Consider the following 26,395-nt stretch of genomic DNA (forward strand, 5'->3'; position numbering starts at 1 on the left):
TGCGGGCCGCGACAGCTACTCGGGCGGCGGCAGGCCAGGGTCCCCCGAAGACGGCAGATCGCGACGCGGCCGAAACGGCGTGCGCCAGCGCACGCCGCACCTTCGGCAACCCTAGGGACAACCGCAGGCGGCACCACATACCGGGAAATCCGGGAGCCGAATCATGTCCCACCGATCCACGAAGGCCATCGCGCTCGCCCTCGCCGCGACCTCGCTGGTCGCCCTGGTCGAGCCGGCGGCGGCGCAGTACCGCCGACACTATCGCGCGCCCCCGCCCCAGAGCGTGCAGCAGGCGCCACCTGGCATGGTCAACATCGGCGGGCGCTGGGTCAGCTCGGAGTGGTGCAATGCCACCGTCCCCTCCGGCGGCGGCTCGGGCGGCCCGGCCGGACCCGGCGTCAGCCTGTGCAGCCCGGGCTCGCAGCTGCGTGGACGCTGAGCCCGCGCGGCGGTCGGTCAGCCCGCCGTAGTGAGCCTGCGATGGACGGGCCGATGCCGCACCGTCGGCAATCGCACGGCCGGGCACTCGTCGATCGTTGTCGCGCGCGCCGACGGCTGTAGTATCCCCTGCGTATGGCGTTCGGGGGGGCAGCCATGGTGGGGCACGATCCGGTCAGCATCGTCACGGTGACGCGTGACGAGCTCTTCTTCTCCCGGCTCCTGGTCGAGAAGGTGCGCGAGTTCATCGGCGCCAGAGCCTACGAGATCATCGTGGTCGACCGCGGCAGCAAGGACGGCACGCGGCGCTGGATGCGGACACAGCCCGACGTCCGCCTGCTGCGCTACGGTCAATGGCGGACGCGCGGGCATGGCCACGCGGAAGCGGCCGAGAAGGGCATCCGGGCGGCCCGCTACGACCGCATCGTGCTGATGGATTCGGATGCCCATCCCGTGAGCCCCGACTGGCTGGCCCATACGGTCGACCGGCTGAGCGACACCTGCCGCCTCGCCGGCGCCAAGTTCGTCGACAACCACAAGGGCAACCCGCACGGATGGTACGTCCATCCCCATTACATGTGCTTCTTCCGCAGCGACTACGGCGCCCTGGTCACACTTCGCAAGCTGCAGGGCGACGACACCGACACGGGTGAGGAATCGACCATCCGCATGATCGGCGCCGGCAAGGACATCGTCGCCTGCCCGATGCAGCTGAGCCGCGAGTTCGATGTCGGCAACCCGCACGTGCCGACCGTCGCGGCCGGCGTCTTTCACGCCTGGTACGTGTCGAGGCTCACGCACCAGGAGGCCGAGGTCATCAAGGAGAGCGGCGGCCTCGTGTCCCGCGCCAACTATCTCCTGCCCCTGCGGGACAAGCTGCGCGCCGCTTATGGGTTGAACTACTGACGGCGCTTCAGCGTGCGTCCGACAGCTTCGTCGGCCAGTAAGCCCGCACCTGCGCCGCCACGGACGTCGGCAGGGGCACGTAGCCGAGGTCGGCGGCTATGCCGCTGCCGTTGTCGAAGGCCCAGCTGAAGAACGCGAGCGTCGCCTGGCGCCCGGCGGCGGTGCCGCCCTCGCGCGGCATGATCGCGTAGGTGGTCGCCACCAGCGGATAGGCCGCCTCCCCCGGGACATCCACCAGCGTGACGACGAAATCGCGGGCGCCGTTCCAGTCGGCGCCGGCAGCAGTGGCCTGGAAGCTCGCGGGCTCGGGCGCGACGAAGCGGCCGTCGCGATTGCGCAGGACCGCCGTGGCGAGGCCGGCCCGCCGGGCTGAAGCGAAGTCCATGTAGCCGATGGCGTTGGGCGTGCGGCGCACCGCCTCCGCCACCCCGTCGTTGCCCTTGGCGGCGACGCCTGCAGGCCAGGCGACCGTGAGGCCCTCGCCGATGGCAGCCCGCCAGGCGGGGCTGTGCTGCGACAGGTAGGCGGTGACGATGGCCGTGGTGCCCGATCCATCCGAGCGGTGCACCGTCGTGATCGGAGCCGCCGGCAGCCGCAGTTGCGGATTGAGCGCCGCGATCGCCGGGTCGTTCCAGGCCGTCACCTTGCCGCCGTAGATGTCGGCGAGCAGCTCGCCCGTCAGGCGCAGCTGATGGGGCCCGACGCCGTCGAGGTTCACGGCGGCGACGATGCCGCCGACGGCGATCGGGAACTGGATGACCCCGTAGCGGGTGATCTCCTCGCCCGACAGCGGCTGCTCGGTCGCGCCGAAGTCCACGCCGCGATCGCGCACGCGCATCATGCCCGCCTGCGAGCCCACCGGCTCGTAGTCGAGCCCGGCCGCGACCGGCTGGTACTCGGCGTCACGCTGGGAGCGCAGGTAGGCCTGCGACCAGCGCGCCAGCAGCGGCTGGGCCAGGGTCGAGCCCGCACCGGTGACGACCTGGGCCGTCGCCGATGTCCCGGAAAGGAGGACGGACCATGCGATGATGGCCGCCAGCACGAGCAAGCGCGTCATGTCAGCTCCGCCGGTTCAGGTCTGGACCGCCGGCACCAGCGCGCCCGCGCCCGGCTGCGGCGCGCCGCTCGCGGCGGCGGCCGGAACGGTGCGCGAGACGGAGCGGCGCTCGGCGTCGATGCGCTCGATCAGGTAGTAGGCGCGCTCGGCGCTGCCGAGCAGGGCCAGGATGGCGCCACGCTCCACCCAGGGCAGATCGGCGCCGAGCCGCAGCGCCTGCGTGCGCAGCTCCGCAAGCGCCGGCAGCCGGGACGCGGCGTCCGCCGCCACCGGCGGGTTGGTCTGATCGATGGGCACGATGGCCCGCATGGCGTCGGCGACCTGATCGAGCATGGTGTCGACCAGGGCGCGGCCGGCCGGCCCGAACGGCTGGCGTTCGACGCGCCGGGCGATCTGATGCAGCGTCTCGCCCAGGCTCGCCGTAAAATCCTCTTCCTCGATCAGGCTGGCGACGAGGTCGGCGCGGGCGTAGGGCAGGTCCGCCTTGAACATCCCGGCGGTGTAGCCCCGGATCTCGCGGTTGAGCACATCCATGGCCCCGTAGTGCTCCTCGACCTTGTCGGGCGCGTCCGGCTTGCCGCGGGCGATGTCGAGGAACTTCAGCGCCGCCTCGAGGTAGCGGCCGGTCTCCCGCAGCACCGCCGGAACCGCCGTCGCCGGCTCCTTGGCCGCGCCCGGCGTGAGGAACTTGGGCTGGGAATAGTCCTCGACGTCATCGATGGCCGACGCGCCGACCTTCATCAGCACACGCTCGAACACGCCGACGAAGGGAAACAGCAGCACCGTGTTGAAGATGTTGAAGAAGGTGGAGTAGAGGCCGACGGCCACCGGCACCAGCGGGAAGGTCTCCTTACCGTTGACCATCACCGGCACGCCCGGATCGCCGCCGAACCACTGCATCGCCCAGGTCAGGACATCCATCGAGACGAAGAACAGCGGGATGGTGATCATCACCCCGATGATGTTGAACGAAATGTGGGCGTAGGCGGCACGCTTGGCGTTCTTCGACAGGTTGAGCGAGGCCAGCCACGAGGTGACCGTGGTGCCGAGGTCGGCGCCCAGCGAGAAGGCGACGGCGGTCTTCCAGTCGAGGACGCCGGCGGCGCCCAGGCCCATGACGATGCCGATGGTGGCCGACGAGGAGTGGATCATCGCCGTGATGCCGGCCGCGATCAGCACGCAATAGATCAAGCCGAGGTAATTGTCGGCCCGGAGCGAGGAGATCACGCTCATGACCTCGGGCATGCTGCGCAGCGGGCGCAGGCCGCCGGTCATGAGGTTGAGACCGTAGAAGATCAGCGCGAAGCCCATGCAGGCGAGCGCGATGCTCTTCACCTTGTCGGTCTTGGCGAAGATGTAGACGAGCGCGAAGATGCCGGCGAGCAGCAGGCCGAGCGGGCCGAGCGGCAGGGCGATGAGGCCGTTGCCGAGCGTGGTGCCGATGTTGGCGCCCATGATCACGGAAATGGCCGGCCGCAGGCCGACGACGCCCGCGTTGACCAGCCCGACCACCATCACCGTCATGGCCGTGGACGACTGGATGATGCCGGTGATGAAGGTGCCCGCCATCACGCCCTTGACCGGCGTGCCAGCGACCTGCCCGAGGAAGGCACGCATCTTGTTGACGGCGAGCGACTGGATGCCGTTCGACATGAACTCGAGGCCGAGCATGAAGATGCCGAGCCCGCCGATCACCGGCACGATCACCTGCGTAAAGATATCCACCTGCATCGGCTGCCCCTGGTCCCTGGAATCCCGCCCGCGCGCACGATGGTTCCGGCGCAAGGCGGATCCGGCCGTGCCGCGTCAAACACGAAGCTTGAGCTTTCCGGGGGAAAGTACGGGCACCGTGCGACGGCGCCGTGACGTCATCGGGCAGCTGCGCCGTGCACGAACTGCCCGCCTTCACGGTTGACCGGCTTAAGATGAACGGTCATATTACTCACGACAGCGAGCAGCGAGTAGCCCATGCCCAGACCCAGCGCCCGCGAAAAGATCGTCGAGGCCGGACTGAGGACCCTGCACCGGCAGGGCTTCAACGGCAGCGGCGTGCAGGACATCACCAACGCGGCCGGCGTTCCCAAGGGCTCGTTCTACAATCACTTTGCGAGCAAGGAGGCGCTTGCGGCCGAAGCGCTGCAGCGGTTCTGGGCCGGCGGCGCCTCGCGGCGCGCCGTGCTGGTCGATGCGAGCCTCGACCCGGTCGAGCGGTTGCGGCGCCATTTTCGGTCGCTGTCCGAGATCGTGGCCCGCTACGACTATGAAAAGGGCTGCCTGATCGGCAATTTCAGCGCCGAGATGGCCGATCAGAGCCAGCCGATCCGCGACGGCCTGACGACCATCTACGCCACCTGGACGGACCTGATCGCCTGCTGCGTGCGCGAGGCACAGCGGGCCGGGCGGCTGCGCGCCGGCATCGACGCGGAGGCCGCCGCCGCTTTCCTGGTGAACGCCTGGGAAGGGACGGTGCTGCGCACGAAGGTAGAGAAGAGCGGCGCCGCCTTCGACCATTTCGACACCGTGGTGTTCGCCGCCCTGTTCACTTGATCGCCCGAACGGCGTCAGACGACGGGTTTCGGCACTCCAGATCCAAGACGACTGGTCATATTAATGACCGCCGGGCCGTCGCCGCGGCATCCGCAGGGAGGACACACGATGAAGGCCGTTCGTATCGCCGAGTACGGCAAGCCATGGGACGTGGTCGAAGCCGCCGACGTCGATGCGCCGCCGGCGCCCGGCCCCGGCGAGGTTGAGGTGGCGCTGGAGTTCGCCCCGATCCATCCGGCCGACCTGCTGCTGATGCGCGGCCTCTACGGCGTCCGCCCTTCGCTGCCCGCGGTGCTGGGCAGCGAAGGCGTCGCCCGCGTCGAGCGCGTGGGGGCCGGCGTGGCGCTCGCGCCCGGCGACCGCGTGCTCGTGCCCAGCAACGTCGGCGCCTGGCGCGAGCGCCTCACGCTGCCTGCCGACGGGCTCTTCGCCCTGCCCGCCGGCATCGACCCGCGCCAGCTTGCCATGGCGATGATCAACCCACTGACTGCGCACCTCATGCTGACGGAGTTTGCTGCCCTGGCGCCTGGCGACTGGGTGATTCAGAACGCCGCCAATTCCGGCGTCGGGCGGGCTGTCATCGCCATCGCCCGCGCCCGCGGCCTGCGGACGGTCAACGTCGTGCGCCGGCCCGAGCCCGTCGACGAGCTGACGGCGCTCGGGGGCGACGTGGTGCTGGTCGATGGCAAGGACCTTCCCAAGCGCGTGGCCGAGGCGACCGGCAAGGCGAAGATCCGGCTCGGCCTCGACGGGGTGGCGGGCGAGGCCCTGATGTCGCTCACCGGGGCGATCGCCGACGGCGGCACCGTGGTGGTCTACGCCGGCATGAGCGCCCAGCCCGGGCTCGCTTTTCCGCCCCACCTGATCTTCCGAGACCTCACCGTCCGCGGCTTCTGGCTGATCCGCTGGCTCAAGGAGACGCCGCCGGAGCAGGTGGCCGCCGTGCAGCGCACGCTGTTGCCGCTGCTCGCCGACGGCGCGCTGCAGGTACCGGTAGAGGCGACCTACCCGCTGGCTGCGGCCAAGGAGGCGATCAGCCACGCGGCCCGGGCCAAGGGCAAGGTGCTGTTCGAGGGGCCGGCCGCCGCGTCGGCGTAACGGGCGGCGGCACCGGAGCCGGGCGGGCTCTCGCCGCCGGGGGGCCGGCTTTGCCGGCCTTCCTAGAACTGTTAGAAACAACGCATAGCGTGCCGTGCGCGGCCCCGCGCGAAAACCATGTCATGGACGGCGATGGGCATCGAGATCGAACGGAAGTTCCTGGTCCGCGATGACGGCTGGCGTCGGGATGTCGTCGACGAAGTGCCGATCATGCAGGGCTATTTTGCGCGCACGCCGCTGCTCAGGGCGCGGATCAGGCTTTATGGGGACAAGGGCTACATCACCATCAAGAGCCAACCTTGGACCGCGGGCGCGGTTGGAATTCGAGTACGAGATCCCCCGGGCCGATGCCGAAGAGATCATCCAGCAGTTCAGCATCGAACCCCTGGTATCGAAGGTGCGCCATCAGGTGAGGCACCGGGACACGCTTTGGTCAGTCGACGTCTTCAACGGCGCCAATCAAGGCCTCATCGTCGCCGAGGTCGAGCTCGAAACGGTGGATCAAGCGGTGGTGTTGCCGTCCTGGGTCGGTAAGGAAGTCACGAGCGACATCCGCTACGGCAACTCCAACTTGGCGCGCTTTCCGTTCGTTTCGTGGCCCTCCGATCAAGGCCTTGAGATTGTTGCCGGCCCCTGAGCGCTTGCGTCTGGCCATCCGAGAATCCCGCGGCGAGGGCGCAAGCGGCTTAGCCTCCAGACTCAAGAGGCGAGATCCTCGCGGAACCTGCGAGCGTCGTAGGTCATGTCGCAGACGACGCAGCCTTTTTTGGCAGGAGCCAGGGAATGAGGTCGTAAGCAGCCGTGACTGTCGGCTATGGCGTGGCGTTCATCGCTGCGAGGACTTCGTCCTGTTCGCCGGCCCGGCAAGCCGCGCCTTGAGCCTCGGCGTCCCCCAGCTGAGGAACGCCCGCAGCTTCAGTGGCATGGGCTTGCGCTCGGGGTAGACGATGTGGACCGGCATCGGCTCGAGCTCGAACTGCTCAAGAACGATGGCAAGTTTGTCCGTGCGCCTCGCCGCTTCCATCTTGTAGCTCATCACACGCGCTATGCCGGCGCCCGCGATTGCCGCCTCGACAGCCGCCTCCGACGTGTTGACGGCCAATCTCGACTGGATGGGTGTGGAAACCTCCTTCCCTCCGTTCATGAACCTCCAGCTGCGCTGCACTCCGAACTCGTCGATGGTGATGCACTCATGCCGCGACAGATCCTTGAGCTTCGCCGGCGTTCCGCGCATGGCGAGATATTGCGGGCTTGCGCATGCGACCAATCGGACGGATCCGATGCGTGTTGCAATCATGCTGCTGTCCGCGAGCGGACCGATGCGGATCGACACGTCGATATGATCCTCGAGGGGCCGCAGCACCCGGTCCGTCAGCAAGAGCCGCAAGCCGATGCCCGGATACTCGGCCTGAAACTCGCAAGCGACAGGCACCAAGTGCATGTGTCCGAGACCCCACGGCGCCGTGACCGTCAAATCACCGCTGGGCGTTCGATACTCGCCGGAGACCTCGCGCTCGGCATCCGCGACCTGTTGAATGATGCGCCTGCAAGCCTCGATATAGGACCGCCCCGCCTCGGTCAGCTTCATCTGCCGCGACGAGCGCTGAAACAGCTGCGCGTTCAGATGCGCCTCCAACTCCGACAGTCTCCGGCTGACGGTCGCAACTGGCATGGCGAGCTTGCGCGAGGCAGCCGACAGACTCCCTGCTTCCGCAACAGCAACAATGACGGACATTGCCTCTAACCGATCCATGAAAGTGCGATCTTTCCGTCACATGAGAAGCTGCGTTGCAAGCTTAGGAGCTGATGGCACCGCCCACAATCGTCTATGCCTCGGGCCCAGGAAACGGTGTTCTCGACGCAGATGCGGATCAGCCCGGCAGAGCAAGTGCCAATGGCCTCCGGGCAAGTCATCCGTGCAAGTCATCGGCTTGATCGACCGAAACAATTAGTTCGCCATTGCGCATCTCGACACGTCTCGAACGGAGAATGCTATGAGCAAGGGCAAAGTCGTCATACTTGGTTCCAACGCAACCAGGATCGAGACCCAGGGGGGCTACTGGGGAGCCACGGGCCAATATCTCAACGAGACGGTCGTTCCGGCCATGGCGTTCATCGAGGCCGGCTACGACGTCGTTCTCGCGACCCCGAACGGCGAGAAGCCGCACATCGATGCCGCCTCGGATGCGCCGGCGCATTTCGGCGGCGACAAGGCTGCATACGAACGCGCCAAAGCCTTCTACGCCAACGACCCGTCGATGCGGGCGCGGACGCTACGCGCGGTTATCGACGAGGGCCTGGACAAATATGACGGCGTGTTCGTTCCCGGCGGCCAGGCGCCGGTCGCCGACCTCATGCAGGACCAGGAGGTCGGCGAGATCCTCCGCCACTTCCACGAGAAGGCGAAGCCCACGGCGCTGCTCTGTCACGGGCCCATCGCATCCGTCGCGGCGATGCCCCATGCACGCGAATTTCGGGCGGCGCTGATCGCCGGAGACCCGGCAAAAGCGGCGGAGTGGGCCAAGGGCTGGCAGTACGCCGGCTATAGGATGACGGTTTTCTCGGCGACCGAGGAGAAGGTGGTCGAGGACCAGATCCTGCATGCGAAGATTTACTTCGACATGCCCTTTGCGTTGGGGACCGCCGGCGGCGAGGTGACCACCACCCCGGTCGACTTCGAGCCCTATGTCGTCGAGGATCGCGAGCTCATCACCGGACAGAACCCCCGTTCGGACCACCCGATCGCCGCGGCGCTCGTCGCGGCATTGGACCGCAACCGCGAGCGCAATCGAACCGCGACCTGAGGTGGGACGCCGGCGCCCTCGATCGGGTGGGGGCGAGGCATGCGGAGATCATGGCGAGCCCGGTCGCGAGGCCGCCATCGACGAGCTCGCCGGGCACACGCCCCTTGCGCCCGGTCCGGTGGGAGCCGCCCGACGATCGTATGGACGCCGAGGAGAAACGACGATGGAGCGCGTGGTACTTGGATTGCTCGCCGCCATGATGACGACCGCCGTCCCGGTTGCCGCTTCATCGGCGGAGAGGCCCGTCTCGATCGTCCTCGTGCACGGTGCCTTCGTCGATGCTTCCGGATGGCGGGCCGTCTACGACCTCCTGACGGAGACCGGCTTCGAGGTCCTGGCCGTTCAGAATCCCACCATCACCCTGGAGGGTGACGTCGAGGCCACGCGGCAGGTCATCGCGAAGGCCACGAAGCCCGTCATTCTGGTCGGTCACTCCTATGGCGGAGCGGTCATTACCCAGGCGGGCAGCGATCCAAAGGTCCGAACGCTGGTCTACATCGCCGCCTTCGCGCCGGAGGCCGGCCAATCGGTATTCGACCTTGCGTCCATCCCGACGCCCGGCGAGGACAAGGCGCCGCTCCTTCCTCCAAGGGAAGGCTTCCTCCTGGTCGATCCCGAGAAATTTCCGACCTCCTTCGCCGGGGACGTCGATCCCTCGATGACAAAGTTCATGGCGTCGGCGCAGGTCCCCTGGGGCCTCGGTGCCGTGCAGGCGAAGATCACCACCCCGGCGTGGAAGCAAAAGCCGAGCGCCTTCATGGTGACGGCCGAAGACCGCATGGTCCCCCCGAGCACGCAGCGCTCGATGGCGAAGCGAGCCGGCGCGAAAACTGCGGAGATCAAGAGCAGTCACGCCGTCATGCTGTCGCATCCAAAGGAAGTCGCCGACTTCATCGCGAGCGCGGCCGATAGCTCGAAATAGACAAGCCGTCGTCGACGGCTTTCATGATCGAGTAGGACCAGATGGCCGGATCGAGCCTCCCGCTGGTACCGGCCTCGTTCTTCGGGATCGTCCTCGGACTAGCCGGGCTTGGCGGCTCCTGGCGCGCCGCACATCTTGCGTGGGGGGTGCCGGCCCTCGCCGGCGAGGTGGTCATGCTGGTCGCCTGCCTCGTGTGGCTCGCCCTTGCCGTCCTCTACTGGCTGAAGTGGGTCGTGGCACGCCAGGTCGCGATGGCGGAGGTGGCCCATCCGGTACAGTGCTGCTTCCTCGGCCTCTTTGGCGTGGCGACGATGCTGATTGCGGGAGGCTTCATTCCGTACTCTTACGGCGTATCGATCGCTCTCTTCGCGGCGGGCGCTGCTTTCACCTTGGGGTTCGCAGTGTGGCGGACGGGAGGGCTGTGGCTCGGCGAGCGCGATCCGGCCCATACGACGGCCGTGCTCTACTTGCCGACGGTTGCCGGCAGCTTCGTCATCGGCACGGTGGGGGGCGCCCTGGGGTTCGGCGATCTGGGCCAGTTCTTCTTCGGCATGGGGCTCTTCGGCTGGCTCGCGATCGAATCGGTGCTGCTGCACCGCTTGCTCACGGCGCCAAGCATGGCGAGCGCCTTGCGCCCGACCCTCGGCATTCAGCTGGCGCCGCCCGTGGTCGGCGCGGTCTCCCTGCTGGCCGTCGCGCCGGAGAGTCCGGTATTCTTGCCCCATACGATATTCTTGGCCCATGCGATGATTGGCTACGGCATCCTCCAGGCGCTCGTCCTGCTGCGCTTGTTGCCGTGGATCCTTCGCGAACCCTTCTCGCCGTCCTATTGGGCGTTTACGTTCGGTGTCACGGCCCTCGCAACAGCACCGCTCCGGCTTGTCGTGCTCGGCGACGGCGGCACCGTACGCTATCTTGCCCCCGTGCTGTTTTGCGTGGCGAACGGCATCGTCGTGATCATCGCGGCAGCGACGCTGCGCCTATTGGCCCGGACCCTTCTGTTGCCCTCACGAGTCGCGTTGGCGCCCCAGTCCGCCGCCCCGCCCCCTCGGGCCGAAGGCTGAGACCGCGACCGGGGTCTCGCCCACCGACGCCCACGCCGGAGCATTTCGCGATCGGGTGAGTCCACCCGGTCGCAAAGCGTTCTTGCCTCGGCGCCAGGGCGCAAAGGGCTTTGGCGATTCACCGCAGGCACGACGTGCGATGCCGCGGAACGTCTCGACTCTCAGAATCTCGTGTGCATAGGCTGCCCGCCGAGCGAAGCACCAGCGGCGCCGCGCTCTGACGGCCGTTAGGTCGATGTTGGGGCAGGACCGCGGGCATTTTTCAAAGCGACGCTATTTCAACCAGTTGCCAGATATGTGTGGAGGACGCTCGTGCCGACCAACCGTCAGATCCAGCTCGCCGCGCGCCCGGTGGGCGAGCCCAAGCCCAGCGATTTCCGCCTCGTCGAGACCGCGGCGCCGACGCCCGGGCCGGGGCAGGTGCTGCTCAAGACCCTGTGGCTGTCCCTCGACCCCTACATGCGCGGCCGCATGAGCGACGCCAAGTCCTACGCCAAGTCGCTCGAGCCCGGTGACGTCGTCGTCGGCGGCACGGTGAACGAGGTCGTCAGCTCCAACAATCCAAAGTTCGCCGCCGGCGACATCGTGCTCGGCTACGAGGGCTGGCAGAGCTATTCGGTGTCCGACGGCAGCGGCCTGCGCAAGCTCGATCCGGCGCAAGCACCGGTCCAGACCGCGCTCGGCGTGCTCGGCATGCCCGGCATGACCGCCTACACCGGCCTGCTCAACATCGGCCAGCCCAAGGCGGGCGAGACAGTGGTCGTTGCCGCCGCCTCGGGCGCCGTGGGCTCCATCGTCGGGCAGATCGCCAAGATCAAGGGCGCCCGGGCGGTCGGCATCGCCGGCGGCGCCGACAAGTGCCGCTACCTCGTCGACGAGCTCGGCTTCGACGCGGCCGTGGACCACCGCGACCCGGACCTGCGCGGCAAGCTGGCCGCGGCCTGCCCCAAGGGCATCGACGTCTATTTCGAGAACGTCGGCGGTGCCGTGTGGAGCGCGGTGTTCCCGCTGTTCAACGACTTCGCCCGCATCCCGCTGTGCGGTCTGATCGCCCACTACAACGACACCGAGGTGCCCCCGGGTCCCGACCGCCTGCCGGGCTTCATGCGCCAGGCGCTGACCAAGCGGCTGGCGCTGCGCGGCTTCATCGTCTGGGATTTCGCCGCCGACGAGCCGGCCTTCCAGCGCGACGTCAGCCAATGGATCCGCGAAGGCAAGATCAAGCACCGGGAGGACATCGTCGAGGGCCTGGAGAAAGCGCCGGAGGCGTTCATCGGCCTGCTCAAGGGCAAGAATCTCGGCAAGCTGCTGGTCAAGGTGGCCTGACGGCCGAAGCGGCCGGCCCCGGCACGCCGGGGCCGGGAGCCGCGCCGGTCGCGCAAGCGGCCTGAACATGGCATGGTTCCGCGAGCCCACGCGATTCTACCGGCGCGATACGAGCGCCGGGCGGGGCCGACGGAGACCGGCGAGCGGATGCAGGTGACGAGACGCGGAACGCTGCGCCTGGCAGCAACGGCCCTTGCGGCAGGTGCGGTGCCCATCCGGACCGCCGCGGCAGACCCAGCCGCCTTCAGCCCCGCGACCGTCGTCGACAAAGCGCGCGATCTCGCTGTTCGAGACTACCGGGGGCCCGACAGGACGCTGCCCGACGCGCTCGACCGCCTGACCTACGACGATTTCCGCCGCATCAACTTCCGCCGCGACAGCACGCTGCTGAGGCGCAACGGATCGAGCTTCGGGCTTCAGCTGTTCCACCGCGGCGGCCTGTTCAAGCACAAGGTCCGTGTGCACGTGGTCGACCAGGGCACGGCCACCGAGCTCAACTACGTGCCGGCCGCGTTCGATTTCGGCGGACAGGGCGCCCCCCCGGGGCTGCCGGCCGATCTGGGGTTCGGTGGCATCCGCCTGCTGTTTCCGCTCAATCAGCCCGACAAGCTGGACGAGCTCGTCTCCTTCCTGGGCGCGAGCTACTTCCGCCTGCTGGGCCCCGGGCAGCACTACGGCCTGTCCGCACGAGGCCTTTCGCTCGGATCGGGGGGCCCGCATGAGGAGTTCCCCGACTTCGTCGAGTTCTGGATCGAAACGCCGCGCCCGTTCGCGCCCGTCATCACGGTGCATGCCCTGTTGGACAGCCCGTCGGTGACCGGGGCCTATCGCTTCGTGTTCTCGCCGCGCGGCGACGAGCACGTCCAGGTCGAGGCGACGCTGTTCGCGCGCCGGGAGCTCCGAGGGCTGGGCCTCGCCCCGCTCACCTCGATGTTCCTGTTCGGCGAGAACACCGTCGGCAAGCCGCCGGACTTCCGCCCCGAGGTGCATGATTCGGACGGGCTGGCGGTTCGCACCACCGCCGGCGAATGGATCTGGCGGCCGCTGCGCAACCCGGCCAAGCCGACCACGTCGGCGTTTCTGGACGACGCCCCGTCGGCCTTCGGGCTGATCCAGCGCGACCGCCATTTTCGCAGCTATCAGGACCTGGAGGCGCAGTACCATCTTCGACCGAGCTACTGGATCGAGCCGAAGGCGCTAGGCGGCGCCGGGTATGTCGCCCTGACGGAGCTGCCAGCGCACAAGGAGGCCGAAGACAACATCGTGGCGTGCTGGATGCCGGACCAGGTGCCGCGGGCGGGCAGCGAGCTGCTGGTCTCCTACGCCATCCGCTCGGCGACCCTGCCGCTGCATGCGGGAGGGAGGGCGGTCGCGACCTTCGAGACCCACGTGGGCGCCGCCACCAGCACCGGACAATCGGGCCTGAGGCGCTTCGTCATCGACTTCGCCGGCGGACGGCTGGGCTCCAGCCGCCTCGCCCTGGCGAGCCTCGAGCTGGTGGCGACGGCGTCGGCCGGTACCGTCTCCGGCGCGACCCTGGTCCGCAACCGGGCCATCGACGGCATCCGGGCGTCCTTCGACGTCGCCCTGCCGACCGAGCAGGACGTCGATCTGCGCGCCTACATCAGCATGGGCGACGAAGCCGTGTCGGAGACGTGGACCTACCGGTACGACGTCGAGCCGCCAGCCTGAAGCAGGGGAACACGGGTCGGCTGCATCCGGGCGCCTTGCCGATCAGGCTGGCGCCGAGCGCTCCTCCATCGGCTTCGCATTCTCGCCCCCGGCCGACGTCTTGCCCGCCTGCGCCGTCTCGCGATCGAAGCGCCAGATGAGCAGGGAGAGGATGGCGACGGGCACGCCGATCAGCGCCGTGATCACGAAGAACGTCGGATAGCCGAACGCGTCGACCATGACGCCGGACAGGCCGCCGACGAACTTGCCGGGCAGAGCATAGAGCGAGCTCAGCAGCGCATATTGCGTCGCCGCCATGGCCGGCGAGGTGAGCCCCGACATGTAGGCGATCAGCGCCGTGCCGGCGAAGCCGCTGGCAAAGTTGTCGAGGCTGATCGACAGCGTCAGCAAGTCGATGCGATGGCCCGCGGTGGCGAGCCACGCGAACATCAGGTTGGAGGCAGCACCCGCGATGCCGCCCACCACCAGGCACGGCATCAGCCCGGCGCGCTCGACCGCGATGCCGCCGGCGAAGGCGCCCAGGATGCCGATCCACACGCCGTAGAGCTTGGAGACGCTGGCGATCTCCGCCTTGGAGAAGCCGAGGTCGATGTAGAGCGGGTTGGCCATGATGCCGGACACGAAATCCGGCAGGCGGAACATGGCGATCATCGCCAGGATCAGCACGACCAGCGCGCCCTTGCGGCGAGCGAGGTCGGTGAACGGCTCCATCACGGCCGAGGCGAAGGAGAAGCGCGGGGCACCGGCGGCGGGCGAGACGCTCGCCGCTCCGGCCGATCGCTGCACCGGCGCGAGCAGCGTGGCCATGATGCCGACCAGGGTCATCACCGCCATGCCCAGATAGGCCGTGCGCCAATCGACGAACTCGGCGAGGTAGAGCGCGCCGGCGCCGGAGCAGATCAGTGCCAGCCGGTAGCCCAGCTGATACACGGCCGAGAGCATCCCCTGCTCTTCCGTCGGCGCCGCGTCGATGCGCCAGCCGTCGATGGCCACGTCCTGCGTCGCCCCGGCGAAGGCCACCAGCAGCGCCATCAGCACGGTGCCGAGCAGGAAGTTGCTGGGGTTGCCGAAGGCCAGGCCGACGAGACCAGCCGCCACCAGCAGTTGGGCCGCCAGCATCCAGGCGCGCCGGCGGCCGAGCAGCCGCGCCAGCACGGGCAGATCGATCCGGTCGATCGCCGGCGCCCACAGGAACTTGAGGGAGTAGGCGAGCGCCACCCAGCTCAGCATGCCGATGTCGGTGCGCGACACGCCGGCCTCGCGCAGCCACGCCGACAGCGTGCCGAACACCAGCAGGAACGGCAGCCCCGAGCTGAAGCCGAGCGCCAGCATGATCGCCAGCTTGGGCTCGGTGAAGGCGCGGACGATGTGGGCCCAGCGGTCGCGAATCGAAGACATCTCTCATCTTGGCACGGGAGGAGCGTACGGGCTCAACGGCTCGCGTCATGGCCGGGCTTGACCGGCCATCCATCCACTTGGAAACCGCACCTGGCCAGCCCTGCCAAGCCGCGTCTTGTCGAATCGATGGATGGCGGGGTCAACCCCACTGCGGGCACTGTGGGCCTACCTGCCCGCCCCAGCGCTCGGCACCACCATGCGCAGGATCAGGTCGCCGTAGTGGTCGCCGAGCTGTTCGGGGCTCATCGGCCCGCTGGCGGAGAACCACGTCGCCACCGAAATGCAGAGCGACATGATGGTCAGGCGGATCAGTTGCACGTTCTCGAACGTGAACTGCCCGGCGGCCCGGCCACGAAGCAGGCAGCTGACGAATACCTCGTTCACCTGATGCCGGATCGCCACGATGCTGGCGCGCTGCTCCGGGCTCAGCACGTCGAACTCGAAGGTCGCGACGTGCACCGCCGTATGCATGCGCGCATTGCAATGGGCATAGCTGGACACGAGCGCATGCAGCTGCTTGACCGGGTCGGCCTCGCGCGCCTGGGCCCGCCTCAGGTCCTCGAGCATGGCCGTCGCCATGACCACGGTCAGCTTGTAGAGCAGGTCCCGCTTGCTGGCGAAGTGAACATAGAGCGCTGCCGGCGACATGTCCGCCGACTTGGCGATGTCGCGCGTGGTGGTGCCGTGGTAGCCCTTGGCGGCGAAGCTTTCGATGGCCGCGACGAGCAGCTTCTTCACCGAATTACGTTTCTGCTCGCTCAAGAACTCCGACGAAAACCCCTGGTTGATCGATTCGGTGAAGGAAATGATGTCCTCGCCGGATAGCCGGCTGAGCTTGACGCCGGGCACCGGCGGGGGCGCCGCGTCGAGCCCCAGGCTGCGCGCCTTCGCCGCAGGCGGCGGTCCATCGGCGATGTCTGCGGCGCTCGCTCGCCGCCGGGGTGTTCGCTGTCGCAAGGTTCGTTGGTCCAGGCTTGACATGGAGGCCGCGGGAACTCAGGCTAACTAAGCAAGCGCTCAGTCAGAAGAGCGCAGCGATCTTATCGCCTCGACCGGCGGTGACAAAGGGCAGGAGCGCAGGGATGGGCGATGGCGACGTTCGATCGCTGGCCGCGGCGGATCGGGACAGCGGGATCAGGTTCGCCCCAGGTGGCGCACGATGACCGTCGCTGCCTGGCTCAGGCGCAACGCCCATTGGCGGCCGGACAAGCTCGCCCTCGTCTCCGGCGACCGCCGCTACACCTATGGTGAATTCAACGACCGCGTGAACCGCCAAGCCAACGGCCTCCTGGCCGAGGGCCTCGGCCGCGGCGACCGCGTCGCCGTGATCGCCAACAACACGGCCGAGGCGGTGGAGGCGCTGGCGGCGGCGGCCAAAGCAGGCTTCGTCCACGTGCCGATCAACTTCCGTCTGTCGCCGCGCGAGATCGAGCAGATCCTGCTGCACAGCGGCGCCCGCGTCGTCCTGGCCGAACAGGAGTTCGCCGACCAGCTCGACCGCATCGGCCCCCTGCCCGACCTCAAGCGGGTCATCCGGCACGATCCGCGCGATCGCGGCGGATCGGAGCATGAGGCCTGGCTCGCCCGGCAGTCCGATGCGGAGCCGACCGTGGACGTGACCGGCGAGGACGACTTCCTCATCGTCTACACCAGCGGCACCACCGGCTCCGCCAAGGGCGCCGTCTACAAGCAGAAGCACTGCGTGGCGCACGCCCCGGTGCCGGTGCTGGTCTACGACATCCGCGAGGATAGCCGCCTGCTGATGGTCTATCCGCACAACTCCATCGCCTCGATGAACATGTACTACATCCCGGCCTGGATGCAGGGCGCGACGGTGGTGCTGTCGGACGCCCGCGGCTTCTCGGCCGAGCGCTGGCTCGGCCAGGTGGAGAAGGAGCGCATCACCCACTGCCACCTGGTGCCGACCATGCTGATCCGCGTGCTGGACAGCGGCGCCGTCGACCGCTTCGACGTGTCGTCGCTCCAGACCGTGGGCTACGGCTCGGCGCCGATGCCCAGGCATCGGGTCGAGGAGCTCAGCGCCACCTTCGGCAACATCCTGGTGCAGGGCTACGGCATGACGGAGACGTCGTCGATCGCCGCCGCCCTCGACAAGGCCGAGCACCGGCGCGCGCTCGCAGGAGACGGGCGGCGGCTCGCCTCGTGCGGCCGCCCGGTGTTCGGCTGCGAGCTGCGCGTCGTCGGCGAGGACGGCCACGACGTGAAGCCCGGCGAGCTCGGCGAGATCATCTTCCGCGGCCCGTACATCACGCCGGGCTACTTCAAGGACCCGGAACGGACCGCCCAGACCATCGTCGACGGCTGGCTGCACTCGGGCGACCTGGCCCAAGTCGACGAGGACGGCTTCGTCTACATCATCGACCGCAAGAACGACATCATCATCAGCGGCGGCTTCAACGTGTCGAGCAAGGAGGTGGAAGAAGTCCTCTGCTGGCACGGCGCGGTGCGCGAGGCGGCGGTGGTGTCGCGGCCCGATCCGGAATGGGGCGAGCACGTCCACGCCTTCGTCGCCCTGCGCGACGGCGCTGCCGCCGATGCGGCCGAGCTCATCGCCTTCTGCCGCGACCGGCTGTCCCGCATCAAATGCCCGGACCGGGTCGAGTTCGTCGAGGAGCTGCCGCGCAATGCGCTGGGCAAGCTCGTCAAGGGCGACCTGCGCGCCCGCGCCCGGGCGCAGGCCCAGACGGAAGTCCGCGAGACGGTGCGCGGCAATGCATGAGCCTGCGCCAGCAGGCCGGACCCCGACGCCAGATCGGGGCTGAGGCAGAACGAGGGGAGGACGAGTCCATGATCACATCGATGACGCGACGCCTCGGCAGAGTTTCCGAGCTCGCCCAACGGGCGGGTTCGGAAGTTCTGCGTCATTCAGGCAATCATAGCAGAGCTTCGCGGATCGGAACCTTGTTCCGGTCCGCGAAGCTCTGCTTTGTGCTCGCTGCCGCCGCGCTCGGGCTGGCGGCGCCGGCGCTGGCCCAAGAGCCGGTCAAGCTCGGTGCCGTGCTGAGCCTCAGCGGCCCGGCCGCCGTGTTCGGCATCCCCGAGCGGGACGCCATCCAGGCCGTGCTGAAGCACATGAACTTCACCACGCCGGGTGGCCGCAGGATCGAGTTGGTGCTGGCCGACGACAAGAGCAACCCGACCGAGGCCGCCCGCGCCGTCACCCAGGTGATCAACAACGACAAGGTGGTGGCGATCATCGGGCCGAGCACCGGATCTGGCATCCTGGCCGCCGGGCCCATCGCCCAGCGCCTCAAGGTGCCGCTGCTCGGCCCGGCCGGAACGCTCGCCATCACCGATCCCAAGAACGAGTTCTACCCCTGGGTGTTCCGTGTGGCGCCCAGCGATATCGTCGATATCCGCGTCATCCTGCGCGACATGGCCAAAAGCAAGACCAAGAAGATCGGCATCTTCTACCAGGAGGACGCCTACGGGAAAACCGGCGTCGAGGAGGCCAAGAGCTTCGGGCCGACGCTCGGGCTCGAGGTGCTCGACACGGTGAGCGCCCCCTATACGGCGACCGATCTGACGGCGCAGGCGACCAAGCTGCGCAACGCCGGCGCCGAGGCGGTGTTCCTGCAGGTGTCGATCTCGGCGCTGGGCAGCTCCTTCCTCAAGGCGGCGAGGCAGGTGGGGCTCAACGTGCCGATCTACGCCAATGCCGGCCTCGCCCAGCGCTCGTTCGCCGAGAACACCGGGCCGGAGGCGGAGGGCCTGCGCGTGCTCAGCATCGGCAACATCCCCTTCGGCCCGATCGGCGGCGAAGTGGAGCTGGCCAAGATGCTGGAGGCCGACGGCAAGGTGCCCCAGGGCTGGGGCGAGCTCGTCGGCACCAACGCGCTGATGGCCGCGATCGCCGCCATCGATGCGCAGAAGGGCAAGGAGATCACCGGCGAGAGCATGCGCGACACGCTGGAGACGATGTGCGGCTTCAAGGCCTACGCGCGCGGCAAGGCGTGCTTCGCCAAGGACAAGCACGACGGCTGGGGCGAGGACGCCCTGGTCATCACCGAGCTTCGCAACAAGCAGCTCAAGACCCTGGACTGACGAGGGCGCCGTGCTGGCCATCGCCGAATACGTCCTGCGCGGCGCCCTGTCGGGCGCCATCTACGCCCTCCTCGCGGTGCCGATGAGCCTGATGTTCGTCACCGTGCGGACCATCGACTTCGCCGTCGGGGGCTATGCGCTGATCGCCGCCGCGGTCTGCTGGACGGTCGGCGGCGCGCTCGGCCCGGTGGCGGGGCTCGGCGCGGCGATAGCTTGCGCCGCCGTCATGGCGGCCATCTTCCTCGCCCTGAAGCGGCTCGGCTGCGAGGACCACATCGTCTACGCCCTGGCGAGCTTCGGGCTCGCCACGGCGCTCGCCTCGCTGGTGCTGTGGTGGTGGGGCACGCAGGCCTTCGTGCGCGAATCCTTCTCGGACTTCTGGTCGGTGGGCGGCATCCGCCTGGCGCCGCAGGGCGTGCTGAACTTCGTCCTCACGCTCGTCCTGGTGGGCGGCCTTCACCTCCTCATCCAGCGCACCAGCCTCGGCCGCATGATGCGGGCGGCGGCAGCCAACCAGACCGGCGCGGCGCTGGCGTCGATCCCCGTCCGCGCCATCCAGGTCGGCACCTATCTGGTCGGCGGCCTGCTCGGGGGCCTGGCCGGCCTGCTCGTGCTGTACTCGGCGGGCCTCGACTTCACCGCGCCCCTCGGCCTCACCCTGAGCGGCTTCGGCGCCGCCATCATCTTCGGCATCGGCAGCCCGCTGCGCGGCTTCCTCGGCGGCCTCGCCATGGGCATCGCCCAGGCGCTGGCGGCCGGCTACGCCTCGGCCATGGTGGCGAGCCTGCTGCCGTTCCTGTTCGTGCTGCTGGTGCTGACCACCAGCCGCTTCGGCGAAGAGACGTTGGCCGGAGGCCGGCCATGAACACCCTCGGCAAGCGCGCGCTCGGCCCCCGTCCCAATACGCTGATCATCGCCGTCTGCGTGCTCGTCGCGCTGCCGATCGTGCTGACGCGGCCGGTGTGGACCGACAGCGCCGTGGTGCTCGGCGTCTATGCCCTGCTCGGCCTGTCGGTCGGCATCAGCTACGGCCAGGCCGGAATCCTCACCATGTCGCAGGGCGGCTTCGCCGCCATCGGCGGCTATGCGGCCGCGATCCTGACCACGCGCTTCGGCTGGCCGCCCTATGCCGACCTCCTCATCGCCATGGCGCTGCCGGCCGGGCTCGCCTACGGCGTGGCGCGCCTGGTGACGCGGCTCACGCCGCTGGCGACGGCACTCGCCACACTGGCGCTGGGCTCGGTGATCGAGATCCTGATCCGCAACGCCGATAGCCTCACCGGCGGCTATATCGGGCTCGCCGGCATCCCCGGCATCGGCGCCGTCAATACCCCCGCCGCCTATGCCTGCCTGGCGTGGGGCATGATCATCCTCACCGTGTTCCTCTACGAGAACCTGATGTGCTCGGCCTACGGCCGCGCGCTCAACGTGGTGCGGGTCGACCAGGCGCGCGCCCGCGCCGACGGCGTCAACGTGCCGGCGCTGATGAGCGCGGGCTTTGCCGTCTCGGCCGCGGTCGCCGGCGCCGCCGGCTGGCTCTATGCGCACTACATCAGCTTCCTCAGCCCGGAGTCGCTCGACACGCACGTCTCGATCTCCGTCCTGCTGATGGCGGTGATCGGCGGTGCCGGCTACATCCTCGGGCCGATCGTCGGCACGCTGCTGTTCGACGGCCTGACGCGGCTGATGCCGACGGCGGAGCTGCAGGGCTTCTTCTACGGCGTGGCCCTCATCGTCATCCTGCTCGTCGCCCGCACGGGCATCCTGGGCTTGCTGAGCGAGCTCGCCCGCCACCTGCGCCGGCCGGACGCGGCGCCGGCGCCGCGCACCACCAACCTGAGAGCGCAGGAGTCGCTGCCATGAGTGCCGGGATGAGCGCCGGGCTCGTCACCACCGGCATCGAGGTGGCCTTCGGCGGGGTGCACGCGCTCAAGGGCGTCGACGTCGCCGTGGAGCCCGGCCGGGTAGCCGGCCTCATCGGCCGCAACGGCTCGGGCAAGACGACGCTGTTCAACTGCATCACCGGCTTCGTGCGACCAAGCGCCGGGCGCACGACCGTCGACGGCGTCGATGTGACCGGGCTGCCGCCGGACCGGGTGGTGAAGCACGGCATCGCTCGCACCTTCCAGACGCCGCGGGTCGACGCGCGCGCCACCGTGCTGTCGGCGGTGCTGTGCGGCTTCTACGGGCGCGTCGACGCCTCCTTCGTCGGCTCGCTGCTCGGGCTGCCGGGCGCGTGGCGCGAGGAGCGCCGCCTGCACCGGCGCGCCGAGCCCATCCTGGAGCGGCTGGGCCTGGCCGACCTGCGCGACCGTGAGGTCGGCAAGCTGTCCATGGGGCTGATCCGGCTGGTCGAGGTGGCCCGCTGCCTGGCCTCCGGCGCGCGCTTCGTGCTGCTGGACGAGCCGGCCGCCGGCCTGACGCCGGCCGAGCAGGAGCGGCTCGTCGAACAGGTCCGCGCCGTCGCGGCGGGCGGCGTGGGCGTGCTGATCGTCGAGCACAACATCGGGCTCGTGCGCGCGCTCTGCGACAGCGCGACGGTGCTGGAGACCGGCCGCGTGCTCTGCGCCGGCACGCCGGAGGCGGTGGTCCGCGACGAGCGGGTGATGCGCTCTTACCTCGGCGCCATCGGTGACCTCGCCGTTGCGGAGGCCGCCGCATGACCCACAGCGATCCTGCCCGGAATACGCTCGCCGTCGCCGGCCTCAGCGCCCGCTATGGGCGCATCGAGGTGTGCCGCGATATCGCCTTCCAGGTCGCGCCGGGCGAGTTCCTGATCGTGCTCGGCGCCAACGGGGCGGGCAAGAGCAGCCTGCTCGGCGCGCTCGCCGGCATCGTGGCGTCGGCCGGGACGGTGAGCCTCGGCGACCGCCGTATCGACGGCGCGAGCCCGCAGCGGCGCGCCCGGGCCGGGCTGGCGCTGGTGCCCGAAGGGCGCGGCAACCTGTTCGGCCCGCTGACCGTCGACGAGAACCTCGACCTCGGCGTGCGCCACCTGAAGTCCGGCGAGCGCGCCGGCATGCGCACCGACCTGCATCGGCTGTTCCCGATCCTGGCCGAGCGCGGCCGGCAGGTGGCGTCGATGCTGAGCGGCGGCGAGCAGCAGATGCTGGCCCTGGCGCTCGCCATCGCCCGCCGGCCCTCCGTGCTCCTCCTCGACGAGCCCTCGCAGGGCCTGGCGCCCGTGGTGCTCGACGAGATCGTCGCGGCGGTGAACCGGCTGCGCAGCTTCGGCATGGCGCTGATCATCGCCGAACAGAATGTCCGCTTCGCCGCCGCCCTCGGCGACCGCTTCATCGCGCTGCGCGGCGGCGAAATCGTCCACGAGGGCCATCCGTCGGAACTCGCCAACCACACGGGAACGGCCGCCCGCCTGCTCGGCGCCGGCCCCACCCCGCACTAGCTCGACCGTATTCGCCCGAAGGAGGCCACCATGCTGGACGTCGCGATCACAGGCACCGGGATTGTCTCTGCCGTCGGCTGCAACGCGCGCACCTACCACCAGAACCTGATGGCAGGGGAGACCGCTATCCGGCAGGCGCCGTGGGCCGACGGCCACGCCGACCGCCCGAGCTGGTGGGCCATCATCCGCGACTTCGAGCCCCGCGACTGGATGGACGACAAGATCGAGAGCGGCACCGACATGTTCGCCCAGTTCGCCCTGGCGGCGACGCGGCAGGCGATCGAACAGGCGGGCCTCGGCCCGCTCGACGCGGAGCGCACCGGCGTCGTGCACGGCACCAGCATGGGCGGCACCCGGGCCCTGATGCGGGCCCAGCACCTGCTCGACGCGCGTGGACCGACGGCGATCCCGCGCAAGACCGAGATCCAGATCTACCCCAACATGGCGGCGTCGCAGATCGCTATGGAGTATGGCATCCACGGCCCGAGCCTGACCGTCACCACCGCCTGCGCCTCCTCGCTCGATGCGCTCGGCACCGCCGCACACATGATCGCCAGCGGCCGCGCCGACGTGATCATCGCCGGCGGCACCGACGGCGGTCTCGCCCAGCCCGGCGGCAAGGCGGAAAAGGGCTTCGTGCCGGCGCTCTACTATTCCAGCACGCTTTACGGCATGGTCGCCCCCTCCGACGATCCCAGACGCGCCATGATGCCGTTCGACGTGAAGCGGCGCGGCATCGTCGTCGGCGAAGGCTCGGCCATGTTCGTGCTGGAGCGCGGCGACCGGGCGCGGGCGCGCGGCGCCGACATCCTCGGCTACGTGCGCGGCTACGGCTCGCTCGCCGATGCCTACCATCCCTCCTCGCCCGAGCCGAGCGGCCGCTGGGAGGCACGGGCCATGCAGCTGGCGCTCGCCGATGCCGGCATGGAGGCCGGACAGATCGGCGCCCTCATCGCCCACGCGACCGGGACGCCGAAGGGCGACACGGCCGAGATCCTGGCGATCAACACCGTACACGGCAAGCGGCCGACACCGCTCCCCGTTGCCTCGGTGAAGGGCCATGTCGGCCACAGCGGTGCCTCCTCGGGCGGCATGGCCATCATCACCGGCCTGCTCGGCATGCGGGAGGGCCGCTTCCTGTTCACCGCCAACACCGACGAGCCCGATCCGGCGGCCGAGTTCGACGTGGTGATCAAGGAGCCGCGGCCGCTCGCCTACGAAGCGCTCCAGGTCAATGCCTTCGGCTTCGGCGGCCAGAACGCGTCGATCGTGGTGACGCGGACCTGACCCCGGGCGATCTCGGCCGCCGTCGAGATCGCCCATCCACGGCTGGATGGCGTAACATAATTTATGTTAGCGTGAAGAAAACGGACGAGCCTTCGACGCAACGATGTCCGGGTGCCGCGGCCCCAGCCGACGCACCCGCCGCGCGAAAGGCCGCTGCAAGGGAGAGGACGTCATGGGAGAGGACGTCATGGGGGCAGACGCCGCTGATGCAGCCCGCTCGGGTGCGGAGCTCACGCTGAACGAGCTCAAGGAGCAGGTCGGGCGCGAGCTCGGCATGTCGCGCTGGATCGTCGTCGATCAGGCGCGCATCGACGCCTTCGCCGTCGTCAGCGGCGACCACCAGTTCATCCATGTCGATCCGGTGCGGGCCGCCGCGACGCCGTTCGGCGGCACCATTGCCCACGGCCTGCTGACGCTGTCGCTGATGGGCGAGATGGGGCACGTCTTCCCCCGCGTCGCCGGCCAGACCATGGGCATCAACTACGGCTTCGACCGCATCCGCTTCCTGGCCCCCGTGCCGTCCGGCTCGGAGATCCGGGCCCGCTGCACCCTGGCCCAGCTGAGCGAACGGTCGCCGGGCACGTGGCTGTTCCGCTACGCCATCACCGTCGAGATCAAGGACCAGAGCCAGCCGGCCATGATCGCCGACTGGCTGATCCTCAATTCCATCGACGACCGCAGCACCGGCTGACCGGCAACCGCGGCATGGGTGAGACGCCAGGACCATACAGGGAGGAGACGATGGGGCACGAGGAGACGGTTCGGCCGAACGTGTCGCGCTTCGCCGATCTGATCCGCGTCGCGGCCCGCGCCGCGCCGCAGGCGGCCGCGCTGGTGTGCGACGGGCGCACCTGGACCTATGCCGAGCTGATGGAGCGGGCGGGCAGGCTCGCGGCCGGGCTCGCGTCGCTGGGGCTGAAGCCGGGCGACGCCGTGGGGATCCTGTCCGCCAACCGGCCCGAGTACCTCGAGTGCTACATCGCCTTGCAGCTCGCCGGCCTGGTCGCGGTACCCGTGAACTTCCGCCTGGCGCCCGCCGAGGTGCAGTACGTCCTGAGCAACTGCCAGGCCCACGGCCTCCTCGTCGAGGACCAGTACCTGGCGGCCGTCGAGGGCCTGCTCGGCCAACTGCCGGACCTGGCCGGCGACGCCATCGTGGTCATTGGCGAGATGGACGGGGTGGGCGAGACGGACGGGGTGGGCGAGACGGGCGGCGGGCGCGTGCCGTACGAGGCGTTGCTGGCGAGGAGCGCCCCGCTCGCCGCCGCCGTGCTGCTGCCCCCGCTCGCCCCCGCCGTCATCTTCTACACCTCGGGCACCACGGGCTTCCCCAAGGGCGCCACGATGAGCCACCTCAACATCCTGACCCGCATGTCGTCCTGGGGCTGGGAGTTCGGGCTCAACCGCGAGGACATCGTCCTGGTCCCGGGCCCGGTCTTCCACGGCTCGTTCTCCGGCATCGCGCTGATCACGCTCGCCGTCGGCGGCACCGTCGTCCTCACCCGCGACTTCGACGCCGGACGCGCCGTGGAGCTGATCGAGCGCCGCGGGGTCACCTGGAGCTTCCTGGTGCCCAAGATGATCGAGCTGTTGATGGAGGCGCTGCCGCCGGGCGCCGGCCGCTCCCTGCGCGGCCTCTTGAGCTCGGGCTCGCCGCTGCCGCAGCCGGTGCTCGACGCCATCCTCGCCAAGCTGCCGGACGTGCGCCTGGCCGACGCCTACGGCTGGACCGAGACCGGCTGGCTGACCATCTGCCGCCACGCCGACCTGGCCCGCGGCAAGCGCTCCGTCGGCCGCCCGGCCTTCGGCTGCGAGGTCGCGATCCTGGGCGCCGACGGCAGCGAGCTCGGCCCCGGCCAGGTGGGCGAGATCCACGCCGCCAATCCCATCACCTTCCTCGGCTATCACAACAATCCCGAGGCCACGAAGGCGGCCCGCAAGGGCAAGTGGGAAAGCGGCGGCGACCTCGGCTTCATGGACGAGGAAGGCTACCTTTGCCTCGTCGACCGCAAGAACGACATGATCATCAGCGGCGGCGAGAACATCTACCCCGCCGAGATCGAGCGGGTGCTGGCCCAGCATCCGAAGATCATGGAAGTCACGGTCGTCGGCGTGCCGGATGAGACATGGGGCGAGTCGCCGCGCGCCTGCGTCGTCCTGCACCCGGGCGAGCAGGCGAGCGCCCAGGAGGTCCAATCGTACTGCGACGGCCGGCTCGCCCGCTACAAGCACCCGCGCTCGGTGATCTTCCTCGAGGCCCTGCCGCGCAACGCCATGGGCAAGGTGCTCCGACGCGAGTTGCGCGAGCGTTACGCGGGCGAGCCGCGGACCACGGCGGCATGAGGCTCTGAATAAAGATGGATGGCCGAGTCAAGCCCGGCCATGACG

The 26,395-nt window shown here is 69.2% G+C and carries 24 protein-coding genes; 19 read left to right on the forward strand and 5 right to left on the reverse strand.

Annotated features, from left to right (window positions below; all coding sequences use genetic code 11):
* Window positions 1-163: 163 nt before the first annotated feature.
* Both ACZ5PO_RS04670 and ACZ5PO_RS04675 read left to right on the forward strand, forming a co-directional pair.
* Window positions 164-439: a hypothetical protein gene (locus tag ACZ5PO_RS04670; protein WP_464190758.1), complete on the forward strand. Its 276-nt coding sequence runs from the start codon at window positions 164-166 to the stop codon at window positions 437-439.
* Window positions 440-594: 155 nt separating this feature from the next.
* Window positions 595-1,344, forward strand: coding sequence for a glycosyltransferase family 2 protein (locus ACZ5PO_RS04675; RefSeq protein ID WP_464190760.1), 750 nt, complete (start codon window positions 595-597; stop codon window positions 1,342-1,344).
* A 7-nt stretch (window positions 1,345-1,351) separates the two neighbouring features.
* On the opposite strand, the gene pstS is transcribed toward ACZ5PO_RS04675, so the two are convergent.
* Together pstS and ACZ5PO_RS04685 are read right to left on the reverse strand one after the other, a co-directional pair.
* On the reverse strand, window positions 1,352-2,401 hold the full coding sequence (gene pstS / locus ACZ5PO_RS04680) for a phosphate ABC transporter substrate-binding protein PstS (RefSeq protein ID WP_464190762.1): 1,050 nt from the start codon (window positions 2,399-2,401) through the stop codon (window positions 1,352-1,354).
* A gap of 15 nt (window positions 2,402-2,416) precedes the next feature.
* Window positions 2,417-4,132: a Na/Pi cotransporter family protein gene (locus tag ACZ5PO_RS04685; RefSeq protein ID WP_464190764.1), complete on the reverse strand. Its 1,716-nt coding sequence runs from the start codon at window positions 4,130-4,132 to the stop codon at window positions 2,417-2,419.
* 237 nt (window positions 4,133-4,369) lie between these two features.
* Between ACZ5PO_RS04685 and ACZ5PO_RS04690 the strand changes: the two genes are divergently transcribed.
* The 3 genes from ACZ5PO_RS04690 (at window position 4,370) to ACZ5PO_RS04700 (ending at window position 6,683) form a co-directional block, all read left to right on the forward strand.
* Window positions 4,370-4,948, forward strand: coding sequence for a TetR/AcrR family transcriptional regulator (locus ACZ5PO_RS04690; protein WP_464190766.1), 579 nt, complete (start codon window positions 4,370-4,372; stop codon window positions 4,946-4,948).
* Between the two features lie 108 nt (window positions 4,949-5,056).
* A complete protein-coding gene (locus ACZ5PO_RS04695) occupies window positions 5,057-6,046 on the forward strand; it encodes a zinc-dependent alcohol dehydrogenase family protein (RefSeq protein WP_464190768.1) in 990 nt (329 codons plus the stop codon).
* 316 nt (window positions 6,047-6,362) lie between these two features.
* The gene (locus ACZ5PO_RS04700; RefSeq protein ID WP_464190770.1) at window positions 6,363-6,683 is read left to right on the forward strand and encodes a CYTH domain-containing protein; all 321 of its coding nucleotides are present in this window, start codon (window positions 6,363-6,365) and stop codon (window positions 6,681-6,683) included.
* A 189-nt stretch (window positions 6,684-6,872) separates the two neighbouring features.
* Here ACZ5PO_RS04700 and ACZ5PO_RS04705 read toward each other — a convergent pair whose 3' ends face one another.
* Window positions 6,873-7,799, reverse strand: coding sequence for a LysR family transcriptional regulator (locus ACZ5PO_RS04705; RefSeq protein WP_464190772.1), 927 nt, complete (start codon window positions 7,797-7,799; stop codon window positions 6,873-6,875).
* A gap of 241 nt (window positions 7,800-8,040) precedes the next feature.
* On the opposite strand from ACZ5PO_RS04705, the gene ACZ5PO_RS04710 reads away from it, so the two are divergent.
* The 5 genes from ACZ5PO_RS04710 to ACZ5PO_RS04730 all read left to right on the forward strand — a co-directional run bounded on the left by ACZ5PO_RS04710 (window position 8,041) and on the right by ACZ5PO_RS04730 (window position 13,854).
* Window positions 8,041-8,850, forward strand: a complete 810-nt coding sequence (locus tag ACZ5PO_RS04710; protein ID WP_464190774.1) for a DJ-1/PfpI family protein — start codon at window positions 8,041-8,043, stop codon at window positions 8,848-8,850.
* Between the two features lie 199 nt (window positions 8,851-9,049).
* Entirely contained in the window at window positions 9,050-9,772 is a 723-nt protein-coding gene (locus tag ACZ5PO_RS04715; protein ID WP_464196672.1) for an alpha/beta hydrolase, read from the forward strand.
* A 41-nt stretch (window positions 9,773-9,813) separates the two neighbouring features.
* On the forward strand, window positions 9,814-10,836 hold the full coding sequence (gene tehA / locus ACZ5PO_RS04720; RefSeq protein WP_464190776.1) for a dicarboxylate transporter/tellurite-resistance protein TehA: 1,023 nt from the start codon (window positions 9,814-9,816) through the stop codon (window positions 10,834-10,836).
* Between the two features lie 312 nt (window positions 10,837-11,148).
* Window positions 11,149-12,162: an NADP-dependent oxidoreductase gene (locus tag ACZ5PO_RS04725; RefSeq protein WP_464190778.1), complete on the forward strand. Its 1,014-nt coding sequence runs from the start codon at window positions 11,149-11,151 to the stop codon at window positions 12,160-12,162.
* Between the two features lie 153 nt (window positions 12,163-12,315).
* Window positions 12,316-13,854 (forward strand): OpgD/OpgG family glucan biosynthesis protein, encoded by a 1,539-nt coding sequence (locus tag ACZ5PO_RS04730; RefSeq protein ID WP_464190780.1) that lies wholly within the window; start codon window positions 12,316-12,318, stop codon window positions 13,852-13,854.
* Between the two features lie 42 nt (window positions 13,855-13,896).
* Here the strand turns inward: ACZ5PO_RS04730 and ACZ5PO_RS04735 are convergent, their stop codons facing one another.
* The gene (locus tag ACZ5PO_RS04735) at window positions 13,897-15,252 is read right to left on the reverse strand and encodes an AmpG family muropeptide MFS transporter (RefSeq protein WP_464190782.1); all 1,356 of its coding nucleotides are present in this window, start codon (window positions 15,250-15,252) and stop codon (window positions 13,897-13,899) included.
* 165 nt (window positions 15,253-15,417) lie between these two features.
* Window positions 15,418-16,209 carry a TetR/AcrR family transcriptional regulator gene (locus tag ACZ5PO_RS04740; protein ID WP_464190784.1) on the reverse strand — a complete coding sequence of 264 codons (792 nt, stop codon included), beginning with the start codon at window positions 16,207-16,209 and terminating at the stop codon, window positions 15,418-15,420.
* 202 nt (window positions 16,210-16,411) lie between these two features.
* Between ACZ5PO_RS04740 and ACZ5PO_RS04745 the strand changes: the two genes are divergently transcribed.
* The 9 genes from ACZ5PO_RS04745 to ACZ5PO_RS04785 all read left to right on the forward strand — a co-directional run bounded on the left by ACZ5PO_RS04745 (window position 16,412) and on the right by ACZ5PO_RS04785 (window position 26,350).
* A complete protein-coding gene (locus ACZ5PO_RS04745; protein ID WP_464190786.1) occupies window positions 16,412-17,992 on the forward strand; it encodes a class I adenylate-forming enzyme family protein in 1,581 nt (526 codons plus the stop codon).
* 182 nt (window positions 17,993-18,174) lie between these two features.
* On the forward strand, window positions 18,175-19,317 hold the full coding sequence (locus ACZ5PO_RS04750; RefSeq protein ID WP_464190788.1) for an ABC transporter substrate-binding protein: 1,143 nt from the start codon (window positions 18,175-18,177) through the stop codon (window positions 19,315-19,317).
* A 10-nt stretch (window positions 19,318-19,327) separates the two neighbouring features.
* The gene (locus tag ACZ5PO_RS04755) at window positions 19,328-20,182 is read left to right on the forward strand and encodes an ABC transporter permease subunit (protein ID WP_464190790.1); all 855 of its coding nucleotides are present in this window, start codon (window positions 19,328-19,330) and stop codon (window positions 20,180-20,182) included.
* The gene (locus tag ACZ5PO_RS04760; RefSeq protein ID WP_464190792.1) at window positions 20,179-21,180 is read left to right on the forward strand and encodes a branched-chain amino acid ABC transporter permease; all 1,002 of its coding nucleotides are present in this window, start codon (window positions 20,179-20,181) and stop codon (window positions 21,178-21,180) included. Before ACZ5PO_RS04755 ends, ACZ5PO_RS04760 begins: the two co-directional genes overlap by 4 nt.
* The gene (locus tag ACZ5PO_RS04765; protein ID WP_464190794.1) at window positions 21,177-21,980 is read left to right on the forward strand and encodes an ABC transporter ATP-binding protein; all 804 of its coding nucleotides are present in this window, start codon (window positions 21,177-21,179) and stop codon (window positions 21,978-21,980) included. Before ACZ5PO_RS04760 ends, ACZ5PO_RS04765 begins: the two co-directional genes overlap by 4 nt.
* Window positions 21,977-22,720, forward strand: a complete 744-nt coding sequence (locus tag ACZ5PO_RS04770; RefSeq protein ID WP_464190796.1) for an ABC transporter ATP-binding protein — start codon at window positions 21,977-21,979, stop codon at window positions 22,718-22,720. Before ACZ5PO_RS04765 ends, ACZ5PO_RS04770 begins: the two co-directional genes overlap by 4 nt.
* A gap of 30 nt (window positions 22,721-22,750) precedes the next feature.
* The gene (locus ACZ5PO_RS04775; RefSeq protein ID WP_464190799.1) at window positions 22,751-24,007 is read left to right on the forward strand and encodes a beta-ketoacyl-[acyl-carrier-protein] synthase family protein; all 1,257 of its coding nucleotides are present in this window, start codon (window positions 22,751-22,753) and stop codon (window positions 24,005-24,007) included.
* A gap of 172 nt (window positions 24,008-24,179) precedes the next feature.
* Entirely contained in the window at window positions 24,180-24,698 is a 519-nt protein-coding gene (locus ACZ5PO_RS04780; RefSeq protein ID WP_464190801.1) for a MaoC family dehydratase, read from the forward strand.
* A 50-nt stretch (window positions 24,699-24,748) separates the two neighbouring features.
* Window positions 24,749-26,350, forward strand: a complete 1,602-nt coding sequence (locus tag ACZ5PO_RS04785; RefSeq protein WP_464190803.1) for a class I adenylate-forming enzyme family protein — start codon at window positions 24,749-24,751, stop codon at window positions 26,348-26,350.
* Window positions 26,351-26,395 lie beyond the last annotated feature (45 nt).

Source organism: Chelatococcus sp. KU-N122 (assembly GCF_055391085.1).

Bases quoted from the DNA above. Each gene is read 5' to 3' on its own strand.
- ACZ5PO_RS04695 (WP_464190768.1), top strand. From the start codon at position 5,057: ATGAAGGCCGTTCGTATCGCCGAGTACGGCAAGCCATGGGACGTGGTC.
- ACZ5PO_RS04685 (WP_464190764.1), bottom strand. From the start codon at position 4,132: ATGCAGGTGGATATCTTTACGCAGGTGATCGTGCCGGTGATCGGCGGG.
- ACZ5PO_RS04710 (WP_464190774.1), top strand. From the start codon at position 8,041: ATGAGCAAGGGCAAAGTCGTCATACTTGGTTCCAACGCAACCAGGATC.
- ACZ5PO_RS04705 (WP_464190772.1), bottom strand. From the start codon at position 7,799: ATGGATCGGTTAGAGGCAATGTCCGTCATTGTTGCTGTTGCGGAAGCA.
- tehA (WP_464190776.1), top strand. From the start codon at position 9,814: ATGGCCGGATCGAGCCTCCCGCTGGTACCGGCCTCGTTCTTCGGGATC.
- ACZ5PO_RS04675 (WP_464190760.1), top strand. From the start codon at position 595: ATGGTGGGGCACGATCCGGTCAGCATCGTCACGGTGACGCGTGACGAG.
- ACZ5PO_RS04690 (WP_464190766.1), top strand. From the start codon at position 4,370: ATGCCCAGACCCAGCGCCCGCGAAAAGATCGTCGAGGCCGGACTGAGG.
- ACZ5PO_RS04745 (WP_464190786.1), top strand. From the start codon at position 16,412: ATGACCGTCGCTGCCTGGCTCAGGCGCAACGCCCATTGGCGGCCGGAC.
- ACZ5PO_RS04715 (WP_464196672.1), top strand. From the start codon at position 9,050: ATGACGACCGCCGTCCCGGTTGCCGCTTCATCGGCGGAGAGGCCCGTC.
- ACZ5PO_RS04775 (WP_464190799.1), top strand. From the start codon at position 22,751: ATGCTGGACGTCGCGATCACAGGCACCGGGATTGTCTCTGCCGTCGGC.
- ACZ5PO_RS04765 (WP_464190794.1), top strand. From the start codon at position 21,177: ATGAGTGCCGGGATGAGCGCCGGGCTCGTCACCACCGGCATCGAGGTG.
- ACZ5PO_RS04735 (WP_464190782.1), bottom strand. From the start codon at position 15,252: ATGTCTTCGATTCGCGACCGCTGGGCCCACATCGTCCGCGCCTTCACC.
- ACZ5PO_RS04670 (WP_464190758.1), top strand. From the start codon at position 164: ATGTCCCACCGATCCACGAAGGCCATCGCGCTCGCCCTCGCCGCGACC.
- ACZ5PO_RS04760 (WP_464190792.1), top strand. From the start codon at position 20,179: ATGAACACCCTCGGCAAGCGCGCGCTCGGCCCCCGTCCCAATACGCTG.
- ACZ5PO_RS04785 (WP_464190803.1), top strand. From the start codon at position 24,749: ATGGGGCACGAGGAGACGGTTCGGCCGAACGTGTCGCGCTTCGCCGAT.
- ACZ5PO_RS04780 (WP_464190801.1), top strand. From the start codon at position 24,180: ATGGGAGAGGACGTCATGGGGGCAGACGCCGCTGATGCAGCCCGCTCG.
- ACZ5PO_RS04770 (WP_464190796.1), top strand. From the start codon at position 21,977: ATGACCCACAGCGATCCTGCCCGGAATACGCTCGCCGTCGCCGGCCTC.
- pstS (WP_464190762.1), bottom strand. From the start codon at position 2,401: ATGACGCGCTTGCTCGTGCTGGCGGCCATCATCGCATGGTCCGTCCTC.